The following is a 17,886-nucleotide window of genomic DNA, read 5'->3' as shown; positions in this document are numbered from 1 at the left end:
TACCCATGGGTAGGGGTCGCGGCGGGAAAGTTACCCGCGGTACGCCATAGGGTGCGCCTGTGGTGGACAACGAGACGGAAGAGGCGGGTCCGACCCGGTCGGCGGAGCCGGTGCGCGAGTACCGCACGGAGGAGCTGGCCGAGGCCGCGGGCATCACCGTGCGCACCCTGCGCTTCTACCGCGAGCGCAAACTGCTCCCACCACCGCGCCGCGAGGGCCGCATCGCCTGGTACGACGGCCACCACCTGGCCCGGCTGCGCACCATCGCCGCGCTGCTGGACCGCGGCCACACCCTCGGCGGCATCGCCGAACTGACCGCAGCCTTCGAGAACGGCCGCGACGTCGGCCAGCTCGGCGAGCTGCTCGGCATCGGCTGGTCCCAGGAGACCCCGGTCCGGCTCACCCCGCAGGCACTCGCCGACTACTTCGAGGGCGAGGTCACCCCGGAGAACCTGGCGGCCTCCCTCGACCTCGGCTACCTCGCCACCGACGGCGACGAGATCGTGCACGTCAGCCGCCGCCTGCTCGACGTGTCCTCGGCGCTGGTCCGCGAGGGGGTCCCGCTGTCGGCCGTCCTGGAGACGGGCCGCCGGGTGCGCGCCCACGCGGACGCCCTGGCCGTGCTGTTCGCCGAGCTGATGGCGGCCCACCTGTCCGAGGACGCGCTGCCGCGGCTGCGCCCGCTCGCGAAGAGCGTGGTGGAGGCGGAGCTGACGATGGCGATGGACCGCCTGCTGACCGCCCGGGACCGGACCCCGACGGCCCTTCCCGGTCAGCCCAGTTCGTAGACGACGGTCACCGGAGCGTGGTCCGACCACCGCTCCGGGTGGGTCTCGGCGCGCTCGACGAACGCCTTGACGGCCTTGCCCGCCAGTCCCGGCGAGGCCACGTGCAGGTCGATCCGCCAGCCCGCGTCGTTGTCGAAGGCCCGCCCCCGGTAGGACCACCAGGAGTACGGGCCCTCGCCCTCGGGCTGCAGTGCGCGCACCACGTCCACGTATCCGGCCCGGTCATAGACCTGCCCGAGCCACTCGCGCTCCTCGGGGAGGAAGCCCGCGTTCTTCCGGTTGGTCTTCCAGTTCTTCAGGTCGGCTTCGCGGTGGCAGATGTTCCAGTCCCCGCAGACCAGCACCTCGCGCCCGTCGGCCGCGGCGCGCGCCCTGAGCGCGACGAGGTAGGCGCTGAACTCCTCCATGAAGCGGTACTTCTCGTCCTGCTTCTCGGTCCCCGCCTCACCGGAGGGCAGGTAGAGGCTGGCGACGGTCACCCCGGGGAGGTCGATCTCCAGGTACCGCCCGGCGGCGTCGAACTCCGCGCTCCCGAAGCCGACCCGCACCCGCTCGGGCGCCCGCCGCGTGTACAGCGCGACCCCGGCCCGGCCCTTGGCGGCGGCGGGCGCGAAGACGGTGTGCCAGCCCTCGGGCCGCCGGACCTCCTCGGGAATCTGCCCCTCCTCGGCCCTGACCTCCTGGAGGCAGACCACGTCGGCATCGGACCCGGCGAGCCACTCGCCGAAACCCTTCTTCGCGGCGGCGCGGATTCCGTTCACATTCACGGACGTCACAGTGATCAAGACTTGCTCCCCAGCATCGCGCCCCCACGTCACCCAAAACGGTCACCAGCGTACCTGCGCGCACGACGGCCGTACGATGTTCGAATGCCTCACGGGATCCAGCTCCGCGCCGTACCGTACGACCACCCGGACGCGGTCAAGCTCAACGACCAGGTCCAGCTCGAGTACCAGGCGCGCTATCAGGGCGACGGCGACGTCACCCCCCTCGACCCGGCCATGTTCGCCCCGCCGAACGGCCTGTACCTCCTCGCCTACGACGCCCACGACACCCCCGTCGCGAGCGGGGGCTGGCGCGCCATGGACGCGAACGGGGAGGGCTACGAGGACGGCGACGCCGAACTGAAGCGCATGTACGTCATACCCGAGGCCCGGGGCCTGGGCCTGGCCCGCCGCATCCTGGCGGACCTGGAGGCGGACGCCCGCCGCGCGGGCCGCACCCGCATGGTCCTGGAAACGGGCGACCAGCAGCCGGAAGCCCTGGCGTTGTACGCCTCGGAGAACTACACCCCGGCCCCGAACAAGTTCGGCCACTACCGCGACTACGACTCCAGCCGCTGCATGACGAAACCCCTGACCCCGTAACGGGCCCCGCCGCCGGCCGCCTCCCGGCCGCGCCCCGGCGCCCCCGGGGCTCCGCCCCGGACCCCGCTGTCCGGGGCCTGCGGCATGATCACCCCATGACGCATGGATCCACCGCCGCCTTCCGCCGCCTCGCCCACCAGCACCTGCCCGCCGACGCGGCCGAGCGCTGGGTCGGGTTGCTGCGCCCCGGGGTACGCCTCGAAGTGGGCGTCGGCACCGGCGGAGCGGTCGGGAGGCTCGGCGGCCTGCCGCGCCTGCCGGCCGGGGTGGAGTGGCCCGTCTGGGAAGGCCACGGCCCCCTCTCCCTCGTCGCCTCCGTCGACTGCGCGGCGCTGCCGGCCGACGCCCTCGACATCGCGTTCCCCGCCGACGGCACCCTGCTCTTCTTCTACTTCGACGGCCGGCTCGACGACGGCGACGACGCCCTGGTCCTGGCCGCGGACCCGGACAGCCGGGCCGGTGCGCGCGTACTCCACGTCCCCGTCGGCGCCGACCCCGTGGAGCGAGAGGCCCCGCCGGGCCTGGCCCCGTACCCCGTCGCGTACCTGACGGCCCGCCCGACGATGACCTCCACCGAACCCTGGCACCCCCACGTCCAGCGGACCTTCGCCCCGCAGGCCGCCTTCGGCAGCCGCTACGACCACCCCGTGTGCGGGCAGGAGTTCCTCGACGCGGTCTGGGACTTCGACGGCGACGTGGGCCACCAGCTCGGCGGCCACGCGCACGCCATCCACAACCCCGTGGAACTGGAGATCGCCGACGCGGCCCTGGGCGGCGCGACGTCCTGGGACGACCCGCTGATCCGTGACGAGGTCGACCGGTGGGTCCTGCTGGCCCAGTTCGACAGTGAGAACGCCGCCGACATGATGTGGGGCGACTGCGGGGCCCTGTACTGGCTGATCCGCCCCGAGGACCTGGCCGCCCTGCGCTTCGACCGCGCCCTGTTCACCTGGCAGTGCGGCTAGTGCCGTGACCGGAAGCACGAGGTCCTACCGAGGAGGGCCGACCGGGTTCCCGGCCGCACGGAGCAGAGGGGCTCGCACCGCACCAGTCCCCGCGATGCCCATGCCGACGACACTCACCGCCGACAGCAGCCCGGCCGCTGAAGGCTGAACCATGAGATTGAGGGCGAGCGGCCCGACCGTACCGGCGACGACGGCCCCCACCATCGCGACTCCCCATCGGAGAACTCGGGGGACACCCGAACCGACCACGATGAGGACGCCCGAGACCGCGGTCACCACGAGCGCCGCCACCAACACGGCGCCCCAGGGCACACCGGGAATCTCCGGCCCGAATGCCGTACCGCGTACGGTCTCCCGACTGGAGATCCACAGGTAGAGAGTGGCACCGGTACAGACTTCGGCTATCGCACTCCACGCAAGGTAGTAGCTCCTCGTATGGCGGCCCGCGGCGCTTCGTCCCATGATCCGTGACCCTAATCGGTCATGGGACGGGCGCCGTATCGGTGGTGCGGGGCGCTCATGGACCTCGTACGCGGCTGGCCCTGGTCAACTCGGCCGCCAGGACCACGTAGAGTGGCACTACCGACGCGGGGTGGAGCAGCTCGGTAGCTCGCTGGGCTCATAACCCAGAGGTCGCAGGTTCAAATCCTGTCCCCGCTACACATGCGAAGGGGCCCGGCATCAGCCGGGCCCCTTCGGCGTTCCCCGCGACGCCGCACGCGTGCGTGCCCGCGCGGCTACGCGGCGCCTCGCGGTGACGGCGGTACACATCAAGGTGCACGTCAAGGTCCTTGTACGGACACCACCTCGGACACACCCCGCAAACGCCGAGATCCCGCCCGGTCTTTCGACCGGACGGGATCTCGGGACGTCCTCGGGAGCAACCCGCGAACTGTCGTTTGTGGACCTGTGGGGATTTGAACCCCAGACCCCCTCGATGCGAACGAGGTGCGCTACCAGACTGCGCCACAGGCCCTTGCGACGTGTGAAACATTAGCATCCCATCCGGGGTGCACGGAAATCCGTTGCTCCGCAGGTCACGTCACTCGCGCGTCACCCGTGTCACTCGTTCGCCGCGCGCGGGCGGTCGTCGCCCTCGTACTGGTCGAACAGCGGGGTGCGGCCCCGGTCGCGGCTGCGGCGGGGGGTGGGCGGGGCGGGCTTCTGCTCCGCGCGCGCCTCCGGCCTCGGCTGCTGCGCGCGCAGTCGGGGTTCCGTCGGCTCCGCCGTGCTGGAGCGGGCCGAGCTCCAGGAGTCGGGGGCCGCCGGACCCGTGGCGCGGGGGGCGACGGGCGCCGTCACGTACGTCGGCAGCGGGACCGGCACCGGCTCCCAGCTGTCACCGCGCGCCGGGCCCCGCTCGCGCTCGCGCTGCTGGTCCACCCACTCCGCGTGGTCGGTCTGCTCGACCAGGGCCCGTCGGCCCGCCTCCTGCGGGGAGACCGGTGGCGCAGGGTCCGGTTCGGAGCCCGCGGCGGCGGTGTCCTCGGCCTCGCGGCGGCGCGGGCGGTTCTCGCGCAGTCGCCGGGCAGCGGTCTCGGCGCGGCGCCGGTCCATGGTGAACACGAACCGCCGGCGCTCCCGGACCCGCAGGTGCACGATGTACGCGCTGAGCAAGGCGGCGGGCAGGGCGGGCGCCCACAGGTACCGCAGGCCGCCGACCGCGGCGACGACCGCGCCGAGCGTGAAGACGAGGAAGAGCATCGCGATGGTGCGCCGTCGGCGCGCGAGGACCTGGAGGCGCTGCTCGCGCCGGGCGCGCTCGGCGCGGTCCGCGCGCTCGGAGCTCGCGCCCCGCGGTTCCGCCCTGGTTCTGGGCACACCGATGAACCGGGCGTCGGCGTCGACGGAATTCACTTTCTCCGTCGCGGCGTCCGGGTTCACGTGGGGCTGGGGTTCCGCCTCCTCGTCACCGCGCTCACGCAGTTCCCTGGCGTAACGGCGCTCCATTCCCGCCCGGCCGGAAAGCAGCCGGATGGCGGTGGAGAAGCGTTCCGTCGGACGGGCTTCGTTCAGCTCGTCCTGCCTCCGGAGCCACATGGGCACCAAGTAGGCGGCCCAGGCCCCGACAATGACTGCGTAGATGAGGCCGCTGCTGCTCACACCCCACACCGTAGAGGGGGACGGCCGGGCGAATCCGCCAATTGAGCCGGTGTGTCGCACGATCCGGCTGATATCACGGACTTTTTTTGTGATTCTTCGGATCAGGTTATGGACGGCGCCCGATCGGAGCCCGATCGGGGCCCTTTATTCGAACTTTTATTCGAATAAAGGGAAAAGGGGCACTCCCTATTTCCTCGGGTGGTCCTGACCGTGCCCGTGCCGTTCCCGCCGCCACCGGCTGAGAAGTCCTTCCCGCGCCTCCTCCGCCGTCAGCGCGAAGACGAGGTGGTCCCGCCAGGCGCCGTCGATGTGGAGGTAGCGCGGACGCATCCCCTCCTCGCGGAACCCCAGCTTCTCCACGACCCGGCGGCTCGGCCCGTTCTCCGGCCGGATGCACACCTCGATCCGGTGCAGCCCGACCTGGCGGAAGCAGTGGTCCACGGCCAGCGCCACCGCCGTCGGCATCACGCCCCGCCCGGCGACGTCCCGGTCCACCCAGTACCCGACGTGGCCCGCGCACATGGAGCCCCAGGTGATCCCGGCGACCGTCAACTGTCCGACGAGCCCGCCCTGGTACTCGATGACGAACGGCAGCATCCGGCCCCCGTTGGCCTCGGCCCGCAGATGGCGGACCATCTGGCGGTACGTCGGCCGCTGCACGACCGGCCCCCAGGGCGCGGCGGGCGGGATCGTCGCCTCCCACGGCCGCAGCCAGTCGCGGTTGCGCCGGTTCACCTCGCGCCAGGCGCGCTGGTCACGGACTCTTATCGGCCGGAGCGTGACATCGCCGTCCGTCAGCACCACCGGCCAGGTGGGTCCGTTCAGCTCGGGCTCCCGGGTCTGGGATGGTCGCCGCCCCGGATCTGGTCGACGGCGTGGAGCAGGATGCGGTCCAGGACGGTCAGGCCGTCCCGTACGCCGCCGGTCGAACCCGGCAGGTTGACGATCAGCGTGTGCCCGGCCACCCCCGCCAGGCCCCGGGACAGGGCGGCGGTCGGTACCTTCGCCAGGCCCTCGGCGCGGATGGCCTGCGGGATGCCGGGGACCTCGTAGTCCAGGACCCGCGCGGTGGCGTCCGGGGTCCGGTCGGTGGGCGAGATCCCGGTACCGCCGGTCGTGAGGATGACGTCGTACCCGGCGGCCACCCCTTCGCGCAGGGCCTGCTCGACGGGGTCCCCGTCCGGCACCACGCGCGGGCCGTCCACCGCGAAGCCGAGACCGGCCAGGGCGTCCGCGAGCAGCGGGCCGCCCTTGTCGGCGTACACGCCCCGCGCGGCGCGGTTGGAGGCGGTGACGACCAGGGCGCGCAGCGGGGCGGCGGCCTCGGCGGCGGCCGGGGCGTGGCTCCAGGCCTCGCCGCCCACGGGGGTGTGGCTGTGGCTGTGGACCTCGCCGCCCCGCGGGGCGTTCACGCGCGGTTCCAGTCGCCGGACGTGCCGCCGGTCTTCTCCTCCACCCGGACGTCGGTGATGACCGCGCCCTTGTCCACGGCCTTGACCATGTCGATCACGGTGAGTCCGGCGACCGCGACGGCGGTCAGCGCCTCCATCTCGACGCCCGTACGGTCGGTGGTCTTGACGGTGGCGAGGATCTCCACGGCGTCGTCCGTCACCGACAGGTCGACCTTGACGCCCGAGACGGCCAGCGGGTGGCACAGCGGGATCAGGTCGGGGGTCCGCTTCGCGCCCATGATCCCGGCGATCCGCGCGGTGGCGAGGGCGTCGCCCTTGGGCACGCCCTCGCCCCGCAGCAGTTCGATCACCCGGGGCGACACGAGGACGCGGCCGCTCGCGCGGGCCGTCCGGGTCGTGACGTCCTTCTCGGACACGTCGACCATCCGGGCCGCGCCGGCCTCGTCGATGTGCGTCAGCCTGCTGTGCGTGCTCATAAGTGCGTGCCGCTCCCGTCCGGGCCCCGCAAGGGCCTGTGTGGTGCAACACGCTACCCGCACCGGGCGGGGTTCAGCCGAGCAGGACCACTTCCAGCTCGGTCCCGGGCTCGACCGAGGTGACGTCCTCCGGTACGACCATCAGCGAGTCCGCGTGCGCCAGGGCGGCGATCAGGTGCGAACCCGATCCGCCGACCGGGGAGACCGTGCCGGCCGCCGGGTCGTACGCGCCGCGCAGGAACTGGCGGCGCCCGGCCGGGGAGCGCAGCGCCTTGTCGGCCCGGAGCGCGGCCCGGAGCACCGGACGGTGCGGATCCGCGGCGGGCAGGCCCATCAGGGCCCGGATCGCGGGGCGGACGAAGAGTTCGAAGGAGACGTACGACGACACCGGGTTGCCGGGCAGGGCGAGCAGCGGGGTGTGGTCGGGGCCGACCGTGCCGAAGCCCTGCGGCTTGCCGGGCTGCATGGCGAGCTTGCGGAAGTCCACCCCCGCGGCGTCGACGTCGTCCTCACCGCGGGACACGCTGGTCAGCGCCTCCTTGACCACGTCGTACGCGCCGACGCTGACGCCGCCCGTCGTCACGACCAGGTCGGCCCGGATCAGTTGGTCCTCGATGGTGGAGCGCAGCGTGTCGGCGTCGTCGGCGACCGCGCCGACGCGGTAGGCGATGGCTCCGGCGTCGCGGGCCGCGGCGGCCAGCGCGAAGCTGTTGGAGTCGTAGATCCGGCCGTCGGTCAACGGTTCGCCGGGCTGGACCAGTTCACTGCCGGTGGACATGACGACCACCCGGGCGCGCGGGCGCACCCGGACGGTGGCGCGTCCGATGGCGGCGAGCAGCGCGATCTGCGGGGGGCCGAGCACGGTGCCCGCGCTCAGCGCGAGGTCCCCGGCCTGTACGTCGCTGCCGCGCGGGCGGACGTGCGCGCGGGCCTCGGCGGCCCGGTGCACCCGGACCTCGCCGCCCGCGCCGTCGGGATCCGCACTGGCCGGGGTCATCCCCGAGGCCGCGCCGCCGCCCGTACCGCCGTCGGTCCATTCGACCGGTACGACGGCTTCCGCGCCGGGGGGCAGCGGGGCTCCGGTCATGATGCGGGCGGCTTCGCCGGGGCCGACGGTGGGCAGGTCTCCGCTGCCCGCCGCGACGTCCCCGATGACCGTCAGCACCGCGGGGAACTCCTCGCTCGCACCCTGGACATCGGCGACGCGGACGGCGTACCCGTCCATGGAGCTGTTGTCGAAGGGCGGCAGGGCGACGGGCACGGTGACGTCCTCGACCAGGACACAGCCCTGGGCGTCCAGCAGCTGGAGCTCGATCGGCTCCAGCGGCCGGACCGTGGCGAGGACGTCCGCGAGGTGCTCGTCGACCGACCACAGGCGCTGGTGGCCGGTTTCCCCCGGTGCGGAACTGGTCAAGGTGCTACATCTCCTCCGTGACGTAACTGTGAAGCCAGGTGCGGAACTCCGGGCCCAGGTCCTCGCGCTCGCACGCGAGGCGGACGATGGCCCGCAGGTAGTCCCCGCGGTCCCCGGTGTCGTAGCGACGGCCCCGGAAGACCACGCCGTGCACCGGGCCGCCGATGGATTCGTCGGCGGCCAGCTTCTGCAGGGCGTCGGTGAGCTGGATCTCCCCACCGCGGCCCGGCTCGGTCTCCCGCAGTATGTCGAAGATCGTGGGGCTGAGGACGTAGCGTCCGATGATCGCGTAGTTGCTGGGTGCCTCGTCCGCGTCCGGCTTCTCGACCAGACCGGTGATCCGGACGATCCCGTCCTCGTCGGTGTTCTCGACGGCGGCGCAGCCGTAGAGGTGGATGGACTTGGGGTCCACCTCCATCAGCGCGATGACGGTTCCGCCGGTGCGCTGCTGCAGCTCGACCATCTGCTGGAGCAGCGGGTCGCGCGGGTCGATCAGGTCGTCGCCGAGGAGGACGGCGAAGGGCTCGTCGCCCACGTGCGGGGCGGCGCAGAGGACGGCGTGGCCGAGGCCGCGCGGGTCGCCCTGGCGGACGTAGTGCATGGTGGCCAGGTCGCTGGATTCCTGGACCTTCTTCAGCCGGTCGTCGTCGCCCTTGGCGATGAGGGCCGACTCCAGCTCGTAGTTCCGGTCGAAGTGGTCTTCCAGGGGACGCTTGTTACGCCCAGTGATCATGAGTACGTCGTCGAGTCCGGCCGCGACGGCCTCCTCGACCACGTACTGGATGGCCGGCTTGTCCACGACCGGGAGCATTTCCTTCGGGGTGGCCTTCGTCGCCGGAAGGAAGCGAGTGCCGAGGCCCGCGGCCGGGATGACGGCCTTCTTGATCACGGGGTGCAACTGAGTCATGGGCGAAACGATAGTCGGTGGCCCGGACTGCTATGCGAGAACCCGGTGAATTTTTCCCCTGTCTGTCCTGAATTAGAAGGGTTTTCGAGCCAGCTGTGGTACAGAACCGTTCCAACAAAGCGGAATTGCGCCGCTCACTTCTCGCCAGTCGCCGCGCCCTGACCGACGCCTCGGTGCGTACGTCGGCCCGCGCGCTCGCCCACCGCGCCCTCGGCCTGCCCGAGCTGTCCGACGCGGGCACCGTCGCGGCGTACGTCTCCGTCGGCGCCGAACCCGGCACCCGCGACCTGCTCGACGCGCTGCGCGAGCGCGGGGTCCGCGTCCTGCTGCCCGTCCTGCTCCCCGACAACGACCTCGACTGGGCCGCGTACGACGGGCCCGCGAGCCTGGCCGGCACGGCGCACGCCGGGAAGATGGCCCTGCTGGAACCCGCCGGTCCGCGGCTCGGGCCGGACGCGGTGACCGGCGCCGGGGCGGTCCTGCTGCCCGGGCTGGCGGTGGACGGGCGCGGGATGCGGCTGGGGCGCGGCGGGGGCTCGTACGACCGGGTGCTCGCGCGCCTGGAGCGCGCGGGCGCGCATCCGGCGCTGGTGGTGCTCCTCTACGACGAAGAGGTGGTCGCGCGGGTCCCGGAGGAACCGCACGACCACCCCGTGCACGCCGTGGTCACCCCGTCGGGGGTGCGCCGTTTCGGACCCTAGGGCTTGAGGGTCAGGGTCTCGACCGTCGCCTTGGCGACCGCGTCCTTGCCGAACGCCCAGTCCAGCAGCTCGCCCTTGGCCCACATGTCCGTCTGGTCGGTGTAGTGGTCGGCGTAGGCGTGGCCCGAGGCCCCGGTCAGGTTGATCCAGCGGGACTTGTCGAGGTCGTTGAGGTTGACGACCATGCGCATCGACGGGACCCAGGTGACCGCGTAGCCGCTGGAGGCGTTCCAGCCGGTGGCGTTGACCGTGGCCTCGCCGCCGCCCAGGTTCCAGGGACCGCGGTTGAGCAGCCACTTCAGTGCGCCGGGACCCTCGGTGCCGATGGTCTGGTTCTTCAGCGTCAGCTGGTGCAGGCGGCCCCAGCTCCAGCTCGACTGGTCCTTGCCGAGCTTGGCCGTCAGCTCCCAGCGGGCGTCCTTCATGGCCCGCGCGAACAGCTCGTCGCGGGTGGAGGTCGCCTGGTCCGAGTACAGGGCGGGCGACTGCCACCAGGCCGACTTCTCGTCCTTGACCAGCTTGCGGACCACCTCGAACCAGCGGTCACCGCCGTCCGGTTGAGCCGAGTCCGGGCCGCGCTCGCCGCATTCGCGGACCACCACGGCCAGGTCGTCGGCCGGGCCGGTGCCATTGCCCTTGACGTTCATGCAGCTGTCCCTGACCCGGAGTTCCTTGGGCATCTTGTCGCCGAAGGACAGCTTGAGGATGTTGCGCCAGACCGCGTTGAAGTAGGCGGCCGCCGCCGAGTCGGGCTCCTGGGTGTAGTTCCAGCCCTCCAGCAGCTTCTGGGCGGAGCGCACGTCCGGGTCCGAGACGGAGATCTTGGTCAGCATGGGCGCCAACAGCGCGGCGATCTCGCTGCTGTTGTCCATCTGCATGGTCCGCATGTCGTCGGTGGAGATCTTCCCGCTGTCCTTGATCTTCGCCTCGATGAGGTCGTTGATCCGCTGGCTGCGGGCGCCGTAGCCCCAGTCGGTGGTCAGCGTGTACGGGTACTTGCCGGAGCCGGTGCCGCTCTCCACGACCGCCTGGTTGGCGGTGACGACGTAACCGCGCTGCGGGTTGAACTCGGAGGGCAGCTCCGCCTGGGGGATGAAGCCCTTCCAGGCGTACTTCGAGTCCCAGCCCGGGGCGGGCATCCGGCCGTCGCCCGTGGTGCGGAGCGGGATCCTGCCCGGGGCCTGGTAGCCGATGTTGCCCGTGGCGCCCTTGTTGTCGGCGTAGATCAGGTTCTGCGAGGGGACCTCGAACTCGGCGGCTGCGGCCCGGAAGCCCGGCCAGTCCTTCGCCCGGTTGATCTTGAAGACCGCGTCCATCGACTTGCCCGGGTCCAGGGCGGTCCAGCGCAGGGCGACGCCGTAGCCGTTGCCGCGGTCGGGGGCCGCGCCGCCGACCGGGGCGCGGTTGCCGACGGTGCCCAGCTCGTCGCTGCGGTCGGAGACCAGCGGACCGTTGTTGGTGGTCCGCACGGTGATCTTCTTCGAGGGGCCGCCCGCGACCTTGATGACCTCTTCACGGGTGGTGAAGGGGAGCACCTTGCCGTCGTAGACGTAGCCCTCGGGCTTGATCTGCTCAAGGTAGAGGTCGGTGACGTCGGCGCCGAGGTTGGTCATGCCCCAGGCGATGTCGGCGTTGTGTCCGATGACCACACCGGGCATGCCCGAGAAGGTGAACCCGGCGACGTCGTACTGGCAGGACGCGGAGACCGCGCGGCAGTGCAGGCCCATCTGGTACCAGACGGAGGGCAGCTGCGGGGCGAGGTGCGGGTCGTTCGCGAGCAGCGGCTTGCCGGTGGTCGTGTACTTGCCCGCGACGACCCAGGAGTTCGAGCCGATGCCGCTGCCGTTGGGACCGAGCAGCGCCGGGATCTGGTCCAGGGTGGCGGCCAGCGAGGTCAGCCGGGTGCGCAGGCCCGCGCTGGCGCCCTGGACGGTGGTGTTGTCCACGGCGCTGGTGTTCGCGGAGGCGCCGGTGCTCGCGGAGGTGCCAGTGTTCGCGGAGGCGCCGGTGCTCGCCGACGTGCTGGTGTTCGCGCCCGATCCGCTCGACGAACCGGAGGCCGTGCTGCCCTGGGCGACGTACTTGCCGCCCTCGACCTTGCCGCCGTCGACGATCGCCTTGTTCCGGTCGAACGGGTACGGCGGGTACAGCTCGTCGATCTGGGCCTGCGTGAGCTTTCCGGTCATCAGCGAGCGGTCGATCTCGTCCTGCATGTTGCCGCGCAGGTCCCAGGCCATAGCCTTGAGCCAGGCCACCGAGTCGACCGGGGTCCACTGCTCGGGCTGGTAGTCCTCGCTGAGCTTGAGGGCCGCGTGCTCCACCGAGAGGTCCTTGCCGGACTTGCCCTTGAGGTACGCGTTGACCCCATCGGCGTAGGCTTGGAGGTACTTCTTCGTCTCGGGTGAGAGCTTGGTGTCGTACTCGGTCTGCGCGACCTGACGCCAGCCCAGCGTGCGCAGGAAGGCGTCCGTCTCGACCTGACCGGATCCGAACATCTCGGAGAGCCTGCCGGAGGTCATGTGGCGTCGTACGTCCATCTCCCAGAACCGGTCCTGCGCCTGCACGAAGCCCTGCGCTCGGAAGAGGTCCTGATCGGTGTCGGCGTACAGCTGCGGAATGCCGTTGGCATCGCGCTTGACCTCGACGGGCGCGGTGAGCCCGGCGAGCTTGAGGGTGCCGGTCGTCTGCGGGTAGGAGGCGCGCACACTGTCCACGCTCCAGTACGCCCCGTAGCCAAGGCCCGCGACGAGCGCCAGCACCAGCGTGAGCACGATCAGACGGGCGCGTCGTCCCTTCTTCTTGACGGAAGGGGCGGATTCGTTGGCGGGCATCGCTGTCCTTCGCGGGGCAGGGTGGTCCTGGAGTGCTGGAGCAACCATAGGCGCAGGGCGCCTCGCGGTGATCCGCGAGGGGTCCCGGCGGCCGGCAGCGGAACCGCCGGGCGTTTCACAATGGGATCGACCGTCAAGAAATCGTCAAAGATTAGGTAAGGTAACGAAGTACTTGCCGCCGGAGGAACGTTCCGGCAGGCGCTCCGAGGGAAGGATCGCCCGCTGACTGTTCACCAGCTCAATGAGCTTCTGCTGGTCTGCTCGCTCGTGCTGCTCATCGCCGTCGCGGCGGTGCGCGTCTCCTCGCGCAGCGGGCTCCCCAGTCTGCTCATCTACCTCGGCATAGGTATCGCGATAGGCCAGGACGGCATCGGCAACGTCGTCTTCGACAACGCCGAACTGACGCAGGTCATCGGCTACGCGGCCCTCGTGGTGATCCTCGCCGAGGGTGGTCTGGGCACGAAGTGGAAAGAGGTCAGACCGGCGCTGCCCGCGGCGATCGTGCTGTCGCTGGTCGGCGTCGCGGTCAGCGTGGGCGTCACGGCCGCCGGAGCGCACTACCTGGTGGGGCTGGAGTGGCGCCAGGCGCTGCTGATCGGGGCCGTCGTCTCCTCGACGGACGCCGCCGCCGTCTTCTCCGTACTGCGCAAGGTGCCGCTTCCCTCGCGGGTGACCGGTGTGCTGGAAGCCGAATCCGGCTTCAACGACGCTCCCGTGGTGATCCTGGTCGTGGCCTTCGCCACGGTCGGTCCGGTCGACGACTGGTACGTCCTGCTCGGGAAGATAGCCCTGGAACTCGCCATCGGCGTCGCGATAGGCCTGTCCGTGGGCTTCGTGGGGGCCTACGGCCTGCGGCACGTGGCCCTGCCCGCCTCCGGCCTCTACCCGATCGCCGTGATGGCGATCGCCGTGACGGCGTACGCGGCGGGCGCGATGGCCCACGGCTCCGGCTTCCTCGCCGTGTACCTGGCCGCGATGGTGCTGGGGAACGCGAAGCTGCCGCACTGGCCCGCGACCCGCGGGTTCGCGGACGGGCTCGGCTGGATCGCCCAGATCGGCATGTTCGTCCTGCTCGGTCTGCTGGTCACCCCGCACGACCTGGTGCACGACTTCTGGCCCGCGGTGATCATCGGCCTGGTGCTGACCATGGTGGCGCGCCCGCTGGAGGTGTTCCTGAGCCTGCTGCCCTTCCGGGTGCCCTGGCAGGAGCAGGCCCTGATGTCCTGGGCGGGCCTGCGCGGCGCCGTCCCCATCATCCTGGCGACCATCCCGATGGTGTCCGGGATCGAGGGCAGCGACCGGGTCTTCAACATCGTCTTCGTGCTGGTCGTCGTCTACACCCTGGTCCAGGGGCCGACGCTGCCGTGGCTGGCGCGCACGCTCAAGCTCGGGGACTCGGGGGCGGCCGCCGCGGACCTCGGGATCGAATCGGCGCCGCTGGAGCGGCTGCGCGGGCACCTGCTGTCGTTCGGGATCCCGGAGGGCTCCCGGATGAGCGGGGTCGAGGTCAGCGAGCTGCGGCTGCCCGCCGGGGCGGCCGTGACACTGGTGGTCCGGGACACGAAGAGCTTCGTACCGCTGCCCGCGACCGTGCTGCGGCGCGGGGACGAGCTGCTGGTGGTGGCGACCGACCCGGTGCGCGACGCCACGGAGGCGCGGCTGCGGGCGGTGGCCCGGGGCGGCAAGCTGGCGGGCTGGCTGGGGACGGGCGGGGCAACGGCCGTGACGCACCGGGGGCCGGGTCCGAAGCAGGGGCCCAGGACGGGGCCGAAGTAGGGCCCCGGCGGGGCCGGGGGCCTGCCGTCGGGGTCGAGGCGTGGCCGGGGTGGGCTCGGGGCGCGGCCGGGCTGAGGTCGAAAGGAGACAGGTTCGATGCCCACTGGCCGGTTCTGCCCTGTTTTCAGGGGTACCGGAAGGCGAAGTTCCCGTTAATCGCAGGTGAAGACATTCGATGTCGCCGCAATCACAGGGCGCTATGGGCACTTTGCCTGTAGCATGAAGGCACACCATATCGAACCAACTCTGTCTGACGCAGAGCTGGCGCGACCGCTCGGCGGCCGTGGCTCCCTCCCGCAGTGGGCGCCCAGGTATCACTCGGTTCGGCGCAAGAGGACAGCTCTCGGGGCTCCCACATGTACGGGTGCGGCTCGCTCACAAGGCGGCGCACCGTCCGCAGTCGGGGAGTTCTACCAGGCAGCGGAAAGGCCAGGCCGTGACATCCGCGGTCACGACCGACACGACCCGCCCCGGCTACGGGCAGCTCCTGCGCACTCCCGGTGCCCTCAGCTTCCTGATCCCCGGCTTCGCCGCCCGGCAGCCCTTCGCGATGCTGACCATCGGCATCGTCCTGCTCGTCCAGAACACCACCGGATCCTTCGGTGACGCGGGCATCGTCGCCACCGTCACCGGCGTCTCGATGGCCCTGTTCGCCTCACAGACCGGCAAGCTCGCCGACCGGCGCGGCCAGGCCGCCGTCCTGATCCCCATCGTCTTCCTCCACGCCGCCTCCGTCGTCGGGCTGACCGTGCTCGCGCTGCTGGGCGCGCCGCTGTGGGCCCTCGCCCTGGCCGCCGTACCGGCCGGCGCCTCGGTGCCGCAGGTCGGGCCGATGGTCCGGGCCCGCTGGGCCGTCAAGCTCGAAGGCTCGCCGCTGCTGCCGACGGCCGCCGCGTGGGAGTCCGTCACCGACGAGCTGACCTTCGTGGTCGGCCCGGTGCTCGCGACCTTCCTGTGCACCCAGGTCCACCCCTCGGCCGGGCTGCTCACCGAGGCGGGCCTGACCCTCATCGGCGGTCTGCTGTTCGCCGCGCGGCGCGGCACCCAGCCCACGCCGGCCCCGCGCGTCGCGGGCCAGGCGAAGCACGCCTCGGCGCTGTCCTTCCCCGGTCTGCGCGTCCTGATCATCGCCTTCGTCGGCATCGGCGCCGTCTTCGGCGGCATGCTGATCTCGCTCGCCGCCTTCTCCGAGGAGATCGGCAACCCGGGCGCGAACGGCCTGCTCTACGGCGTCTTCGCGGGCGGCAACATGATCGCGGGCATCGCCTGCGGCACCGTCGCCTGGAAGATCGGCCCGCGTCGGCGCCTGATCCTCGGCTACGTCGGCCTCACGGCCGCCGCCTCCGTCCTCTGGACCGTGAACTCGGTCTTCCTGCTCGGCGGGCTCGGCCTGGTCGTCGGCCTGTGCATCGCCCCGGCCCTGATCACCGGCTACACGATGGTCGAGCAGCTGATTCCGGCCGCTTCGCGGACCGAGGCGTTCACCGCGCTGACCGGAGCGGTCGCCTTCGGGCAGGCCGCCGCGGTCACCGTCGCGGGCCGCCTGACCGACGCCCACGGGTCCTCGTACGGCTTCCTGGTCCCGGCCGTCGCCACCGCGCTCGCGCTGGTCACACTGCTGGCGCTGCGCTCCAAGCTGGCTCCGAAGGCCCCGAGCCGGATCATCGGCGCGTCCCGTCCTACGGCTACCGTGCGGGTGAACGAGCGTGCGAACGAGCGTGTCGTCGGTCACCGCGTACCGGTGACGGTGGACTGATCCGCCGGAATACGTCACCATGGAACGTCGTTAGCACTCATTGAGTCAGAGTGCCAGGAGGAAATTCGTGCCGACCTACCAGTACCAGTGCACCGAGTGCGGTGAGGGCCTTGAGGCCGTGCAGAAGTTCACCGATGACGCGCTGACCGTGTGCCCGAGCTGTGACGGACGCCTGAAGAAGGTGTTCTCCGCGGTCGGCATCGTCTTCAAGGGTTCCGGTTTCTACCGGAACGACAGCCGCGGCTCGTCGTCGAGCAGCACGCCGGCCTCCAAGCCCGCGTCCGCCCCGGCGGCGTCGTCCTCGACGTCCACCGCTTCGGCGTCCTCCTCGACGTCCTCGTCCTCCTCGGCGGGGTCCAAGAGCAGCAGCGGCACCTCGGCCGCCTGACGCCCCACCCTCCGCGTTCGAGCCCCGCGCCGGTCATACCGGCGGCGGGGCCCTTCGCATGCCCGGGCCTGGGAGCGCGCACCAGCCCCCACCGGCCCCGGGGCACCTCCCGGCGGTAGCCGGGGGAAGGTCCTTCGACCACACGGCCTAAGGTTCAGGACATGGTGAACGCAGAGATCGGTGTCATCGGCGGTTCGGGCTTCTACTCCTTCCTGGAGGACGTCTCCGAGATCGAGGTGGACACCCCGTACGGCAGGCCGAGCGACTCCCTCTTCGTCGGTGAGCTGGCCGGGCGCCAGGTCGCGTTCGTCCCCCGTCACGGGCGCGACCACAAGGTCCCGCCGCACAAGATCAATTACCGGGCCAACCTGTGGGCCCTGCGCTCCGTCGGCGTGCGCCAGGTGTTCGGCCCCTGCGCGGTGGGCGGGCTCCGCCCCGAGTACGGCCCCGGCACCCTGCTCGTACCGGACCAGCTGGTCGACCGTACGAAGTCCCGCGCCCAGACCTACTTCGACGGCGAACCCCTGCCAGGGGGAGGACCGGTTCCGAACGTCGTGCACACCACCTTCGCCGACCCGTACTGCCCGGTCGGCCGCGACTGGGAACCGGTGGACGGCGGCACCATGGTCGTCATCGAGGGCCCGCGCTTCTCGACCCGCGCCGAATCCCGCTGGCACGCGGCGGCGGGCTGGTCGGTGGTCGGCATGACCGGCCACCCCGAGGCCGTCCTCGCCCGCGAGCTGGGGCTCTGCTACACCTCGATCGCCCTGGTCACGGACCTGGACGCGGGCGCGGAGACCGGCGAGGGGGTCTCCCACACCGAGGTCCTGCGGGTGTTCGGCGAGAACGTCGGCCGCCTGCGCGAGGTGCTCTTCGACGCGGTGGCCGCCCTCCCGGTGACGGAGTCGCGCGACTGCCTGTGCACGCACGCCCACGACGGCTGGGACCTGGGCATCGAACTGCCGTAGGCCGCCGCCGGGGCTCGTGCGGTATGGGGTTCCC

16 protein-coding genes and 2 tRNA genes are annotated in these 17,886 nt (G+C 71.6%); 9 read left to right on the top strand and 9 right to left on the bottom strand.

Annotation, left to right across the window (positions count from 1 at the left end; translation table 11 throughout):
- Nucleotides 1-62 precede the first annotated feature (62 nt).
- The gene (locus QMF80_RS06875) at nt 63-788 is read left to right on the top strand and encodes a MerR family transcriptional regulator (RefSeq protein WP_283450514.1); all 726 of its coding nucleotides are present in this window, start codon (nt 63-65) and stop codon (nt 786-788) included.
- Here QMF80_RS06875 and QMF80_RS06870 read toward each other — a convergent pair.
- The gene (locus tag QMF80_RS06870; RefSeq protein WP_283450513.1) at nt 773-1,573 is read right to left on the bottom strand and encodes an exodeoxyribonuclease III; all 801 of its coding nucleotides are present in this window, start codon (nt 1,571-1,573) and stop codon (nt 773-775) included. The two genes, QMF80_RS06875 and QMF80_RS06870, sit on opposite strands and share 16 nt — an antisense overlap.
- Before the next feature lie 84 nt (nt 1,574-1,657).
- On the opposite strand from QMF80_RS06870, the gene QMF80_RS06865 reads away from it, so the two are divergent.
- The 3 genes from QMF80_RS06865 to QMF80_RS06855 all read left to right on the top strand — a co-directional run bounded on the left by QMF80_RS06865 (nt 1,658) and on the right by QMF80_RS06855 (nt 3,780).
- A complete protein-coding gene (locus tag QMF80_RS06865; protein WP_283450512.1) occupies nt 1,658-2,155 on the top strand; it encodes a GNAT family N-acetyltransferase in 498 nt (165 codons plus the stop codon).
- A gap of 95 nt (nt 2,156-2,250) precedes the next feature.
- Complete coding sequence (locus QMF80_RS06860) at nt 2,251-3,120, top strand: YwqG family protein (protein WP_283450509.1); 870 nt, start codon at nt 2,251-2,253, stop codon at nt 3,118-3,120.
- Between the two features lie 586 nt (nt 3,121-3,706).
- Nucleotides 3,707-3,780: transfer RNA gene (locus tag QMF80_RS06855), tRNA-Met, on the top strand.
- Nucleotides 3,781-4,022: 242 nt separating this feature from the next.
- On the opposite strand, the gene QMF80_RS06850 is transcribed toward QMF80_RS06855, so the two are convergent.
- From QMF80_RS06850 to galU, 7 genes are all read right to left on the bottom strand, one after another.
- Nucleotides 4,023-4,096 (bottom strand) — tRNA-Ala (locus QMF80_RS06850).
- 86 nt (nt 4,097-4,182) lie between these two features.
- Nucleotides 4,183-5,223: a divisome protein SepX/GlpR gene (sepX, locus tag QMF80_RS06845; RefSeq protein ID WP_283450507.1), complete on the bottom strand. Its 1,041-nt coding sequence runs from the start codon at nt 5,221-5,223 to the stop codon at nt 4,183-4,185.
- Between the two features lie 186 nt (nt 5,224-5,409).
- Nucleotides 5,410-6,027, bottom strand: a complete 618-nt coding sequence (locus QMF80_RS06840) for a GNAT family N-acetyltransferase (RefSeq protein ID WP_283450505.1) — start codon at nt 6,025-6,027, stop codon at nt 5,410-5,412.
- A gap of 17 nt (nt 6,028-6,044) precedes the next feature.
- Nucleotides 6,045-6,587 (bottom strand): MogA/MoaB family molybdenum cofactor biosynthesis protein, encoded by a 543-nt coding sequence (locus QMF80_RS06835; RefSeq protein ID WP_283450779.1) that lies wholly within the window; start codon nt 6,585-6,587, stop codon nt 6,045-6,047.
- A gap of 44 nt (nt 6,588-6,631) precedes the next feature.
- The gene (gene moaC / locus QMF80_RS06830; protein ID WP_283450503.1) at nt 6,632-7,111 is read right to left on the bottom strand and encodes a cyclic pyranopterin monophosphate synthase MoaC; all 480 of its coding nucleotides are present in this window, start codon (nt 7,109-7,111) and stop codon (nt 6,632-6,634) included.
- A gap of 73 nt (nt 7,112-7,184) precedes the next feature.
- A complete protein-coding gene (glp, locus tag QMF80_RS06825) occupies nt 7,185-8,525 on the bottom strand; it encodes a molybdotransferase-like divisome protein Glp (RefSeq protein WP_283450501.1) in 1,341 nt (446 codons plus the stop codon).
- 4 nt (nt 8,526-8,529) lie between these two features.
- Nucleotides 8,530-9,432 carry a UTP--glucose-1-phosphate uridylyltransferase GalU gene (gene galU, locus QMF80_RS06820; protein ID WP_283450499.1) on the bottom strand — a complete coding sequence of 301 codons (903 nt, stop codon included), beginning with the start codon at nt 9,430-9,432 and terminating at the stop codon, nt 8,530-8,532.
- Nucleotides 9,433-9,527: 95 nt separating this feature from the next.
- Between galU and QMF80_RS06815 the strand changes: the two genes are divergently transcribed.
- A complete protein-coding gene (locus QMF80_RS06815; RefSeq protein WP_502962783.1) occupies nt 9,528-10,133 on the top strand; it encodes a 5-formyltetrahydrofolate cyclo-ligase in 606 nt (201 codons plus the stop codon).
- On the opposite strand, the gene QMF80_RS06810 is transcribed toward QMF80_RS06815, so the two are convergent.
- Nucleotides 10,130-12,964, bottom strand: a complete 2,835-nt coding sequence (locus QMF80_RS06810) for a penicillin acylase family protein (RefSeq protein WP_283450497.1) — start codon at nt 12,962-12,964, stop codon at nt 10,130-10,132. The two genes, QMF80_RS06815 and QMF80_RS06810, sit on opposite strands and share 4 nt — an antisense overlap.
- A 222-nt stretch (nt 12,965-13,186) precedes the next feature.
- Here QMF80_RS06810 and QMF80_RS06805 point away from each other — a divergent pair, with 222 nt between their 5' ends.
- The 4 genes from QMF80_RS06805 (at nt 13,187) to QMF80_RS06790 (ending at nt 17,852) form a co-directional block, all read left to right on the top strand.
- Nucleotides 13,187-14,740 carry a potassium/proton antiporter gene (locus tag QMF80_RS06805; RefSeq protein ID WP_349372189.1) on the top strand — a complete coding sequence of 518 codons (1,554 nt, stop codon included), beginning with the start codon at nt 13,187-13,189 and terminating at the stop codon, nt 14,738-14,740.
- A 436-nt stretch (nt 14,741-15,176) separates the two neighbouring features.
- Nucleotides 15,177-16,496 carry an MFS transporter gene (locus QMF80_RS06800; RefSeq protein WP_283450493.1) on the top strand — a complete coding sequence of 440 codons (1,320 nt, stop codon included), beginning with the start codon at nt 15,177-15,179 and terminating at the stop codon, nt 16,494-16,496.
- Between the two features lie 67 nt (nt 16,497-16,563).
- On the top strand, nt 16,564-16,884 hold the full coding sequence (locus QMF80_RS06795; protein ID WP_283450491.1) for an FmdB family zinc ribbon protein: 321 nt from the start codon (nt 16,564-16,566) through the stop codon (nt 16,882-16,884).
- A gap of 161 nt (nt 16,885-17,045) precedes the next feature.
- Nucleotides 17,046-17,852 (top strand): S-methyl-5'-thioadenosine phosphorylase, encoded by an 807-nt coding sequence (locus QMF80_RS06790; RefSeq protein WP_283450489.1) that lies wholly within the window; start codon nt 17,046-17,048, stop codon nt 17,850-17,852.
- The last annotated feature ends 34 nt before the right edge of the window (nt 17,853-17,886 follow it).

It is taken from the genome of Streptomyces sp. G-G2 (assembly GCF_030063135.1).
Lineage (GTDB): Bacteria > Actinomycetota > Actinomycetes > Streptomycetales > Streptomycetaceae > Streptomyces.
This window is presented reverse-complemented; position numbering and strand designations above follow the sequence as displayed.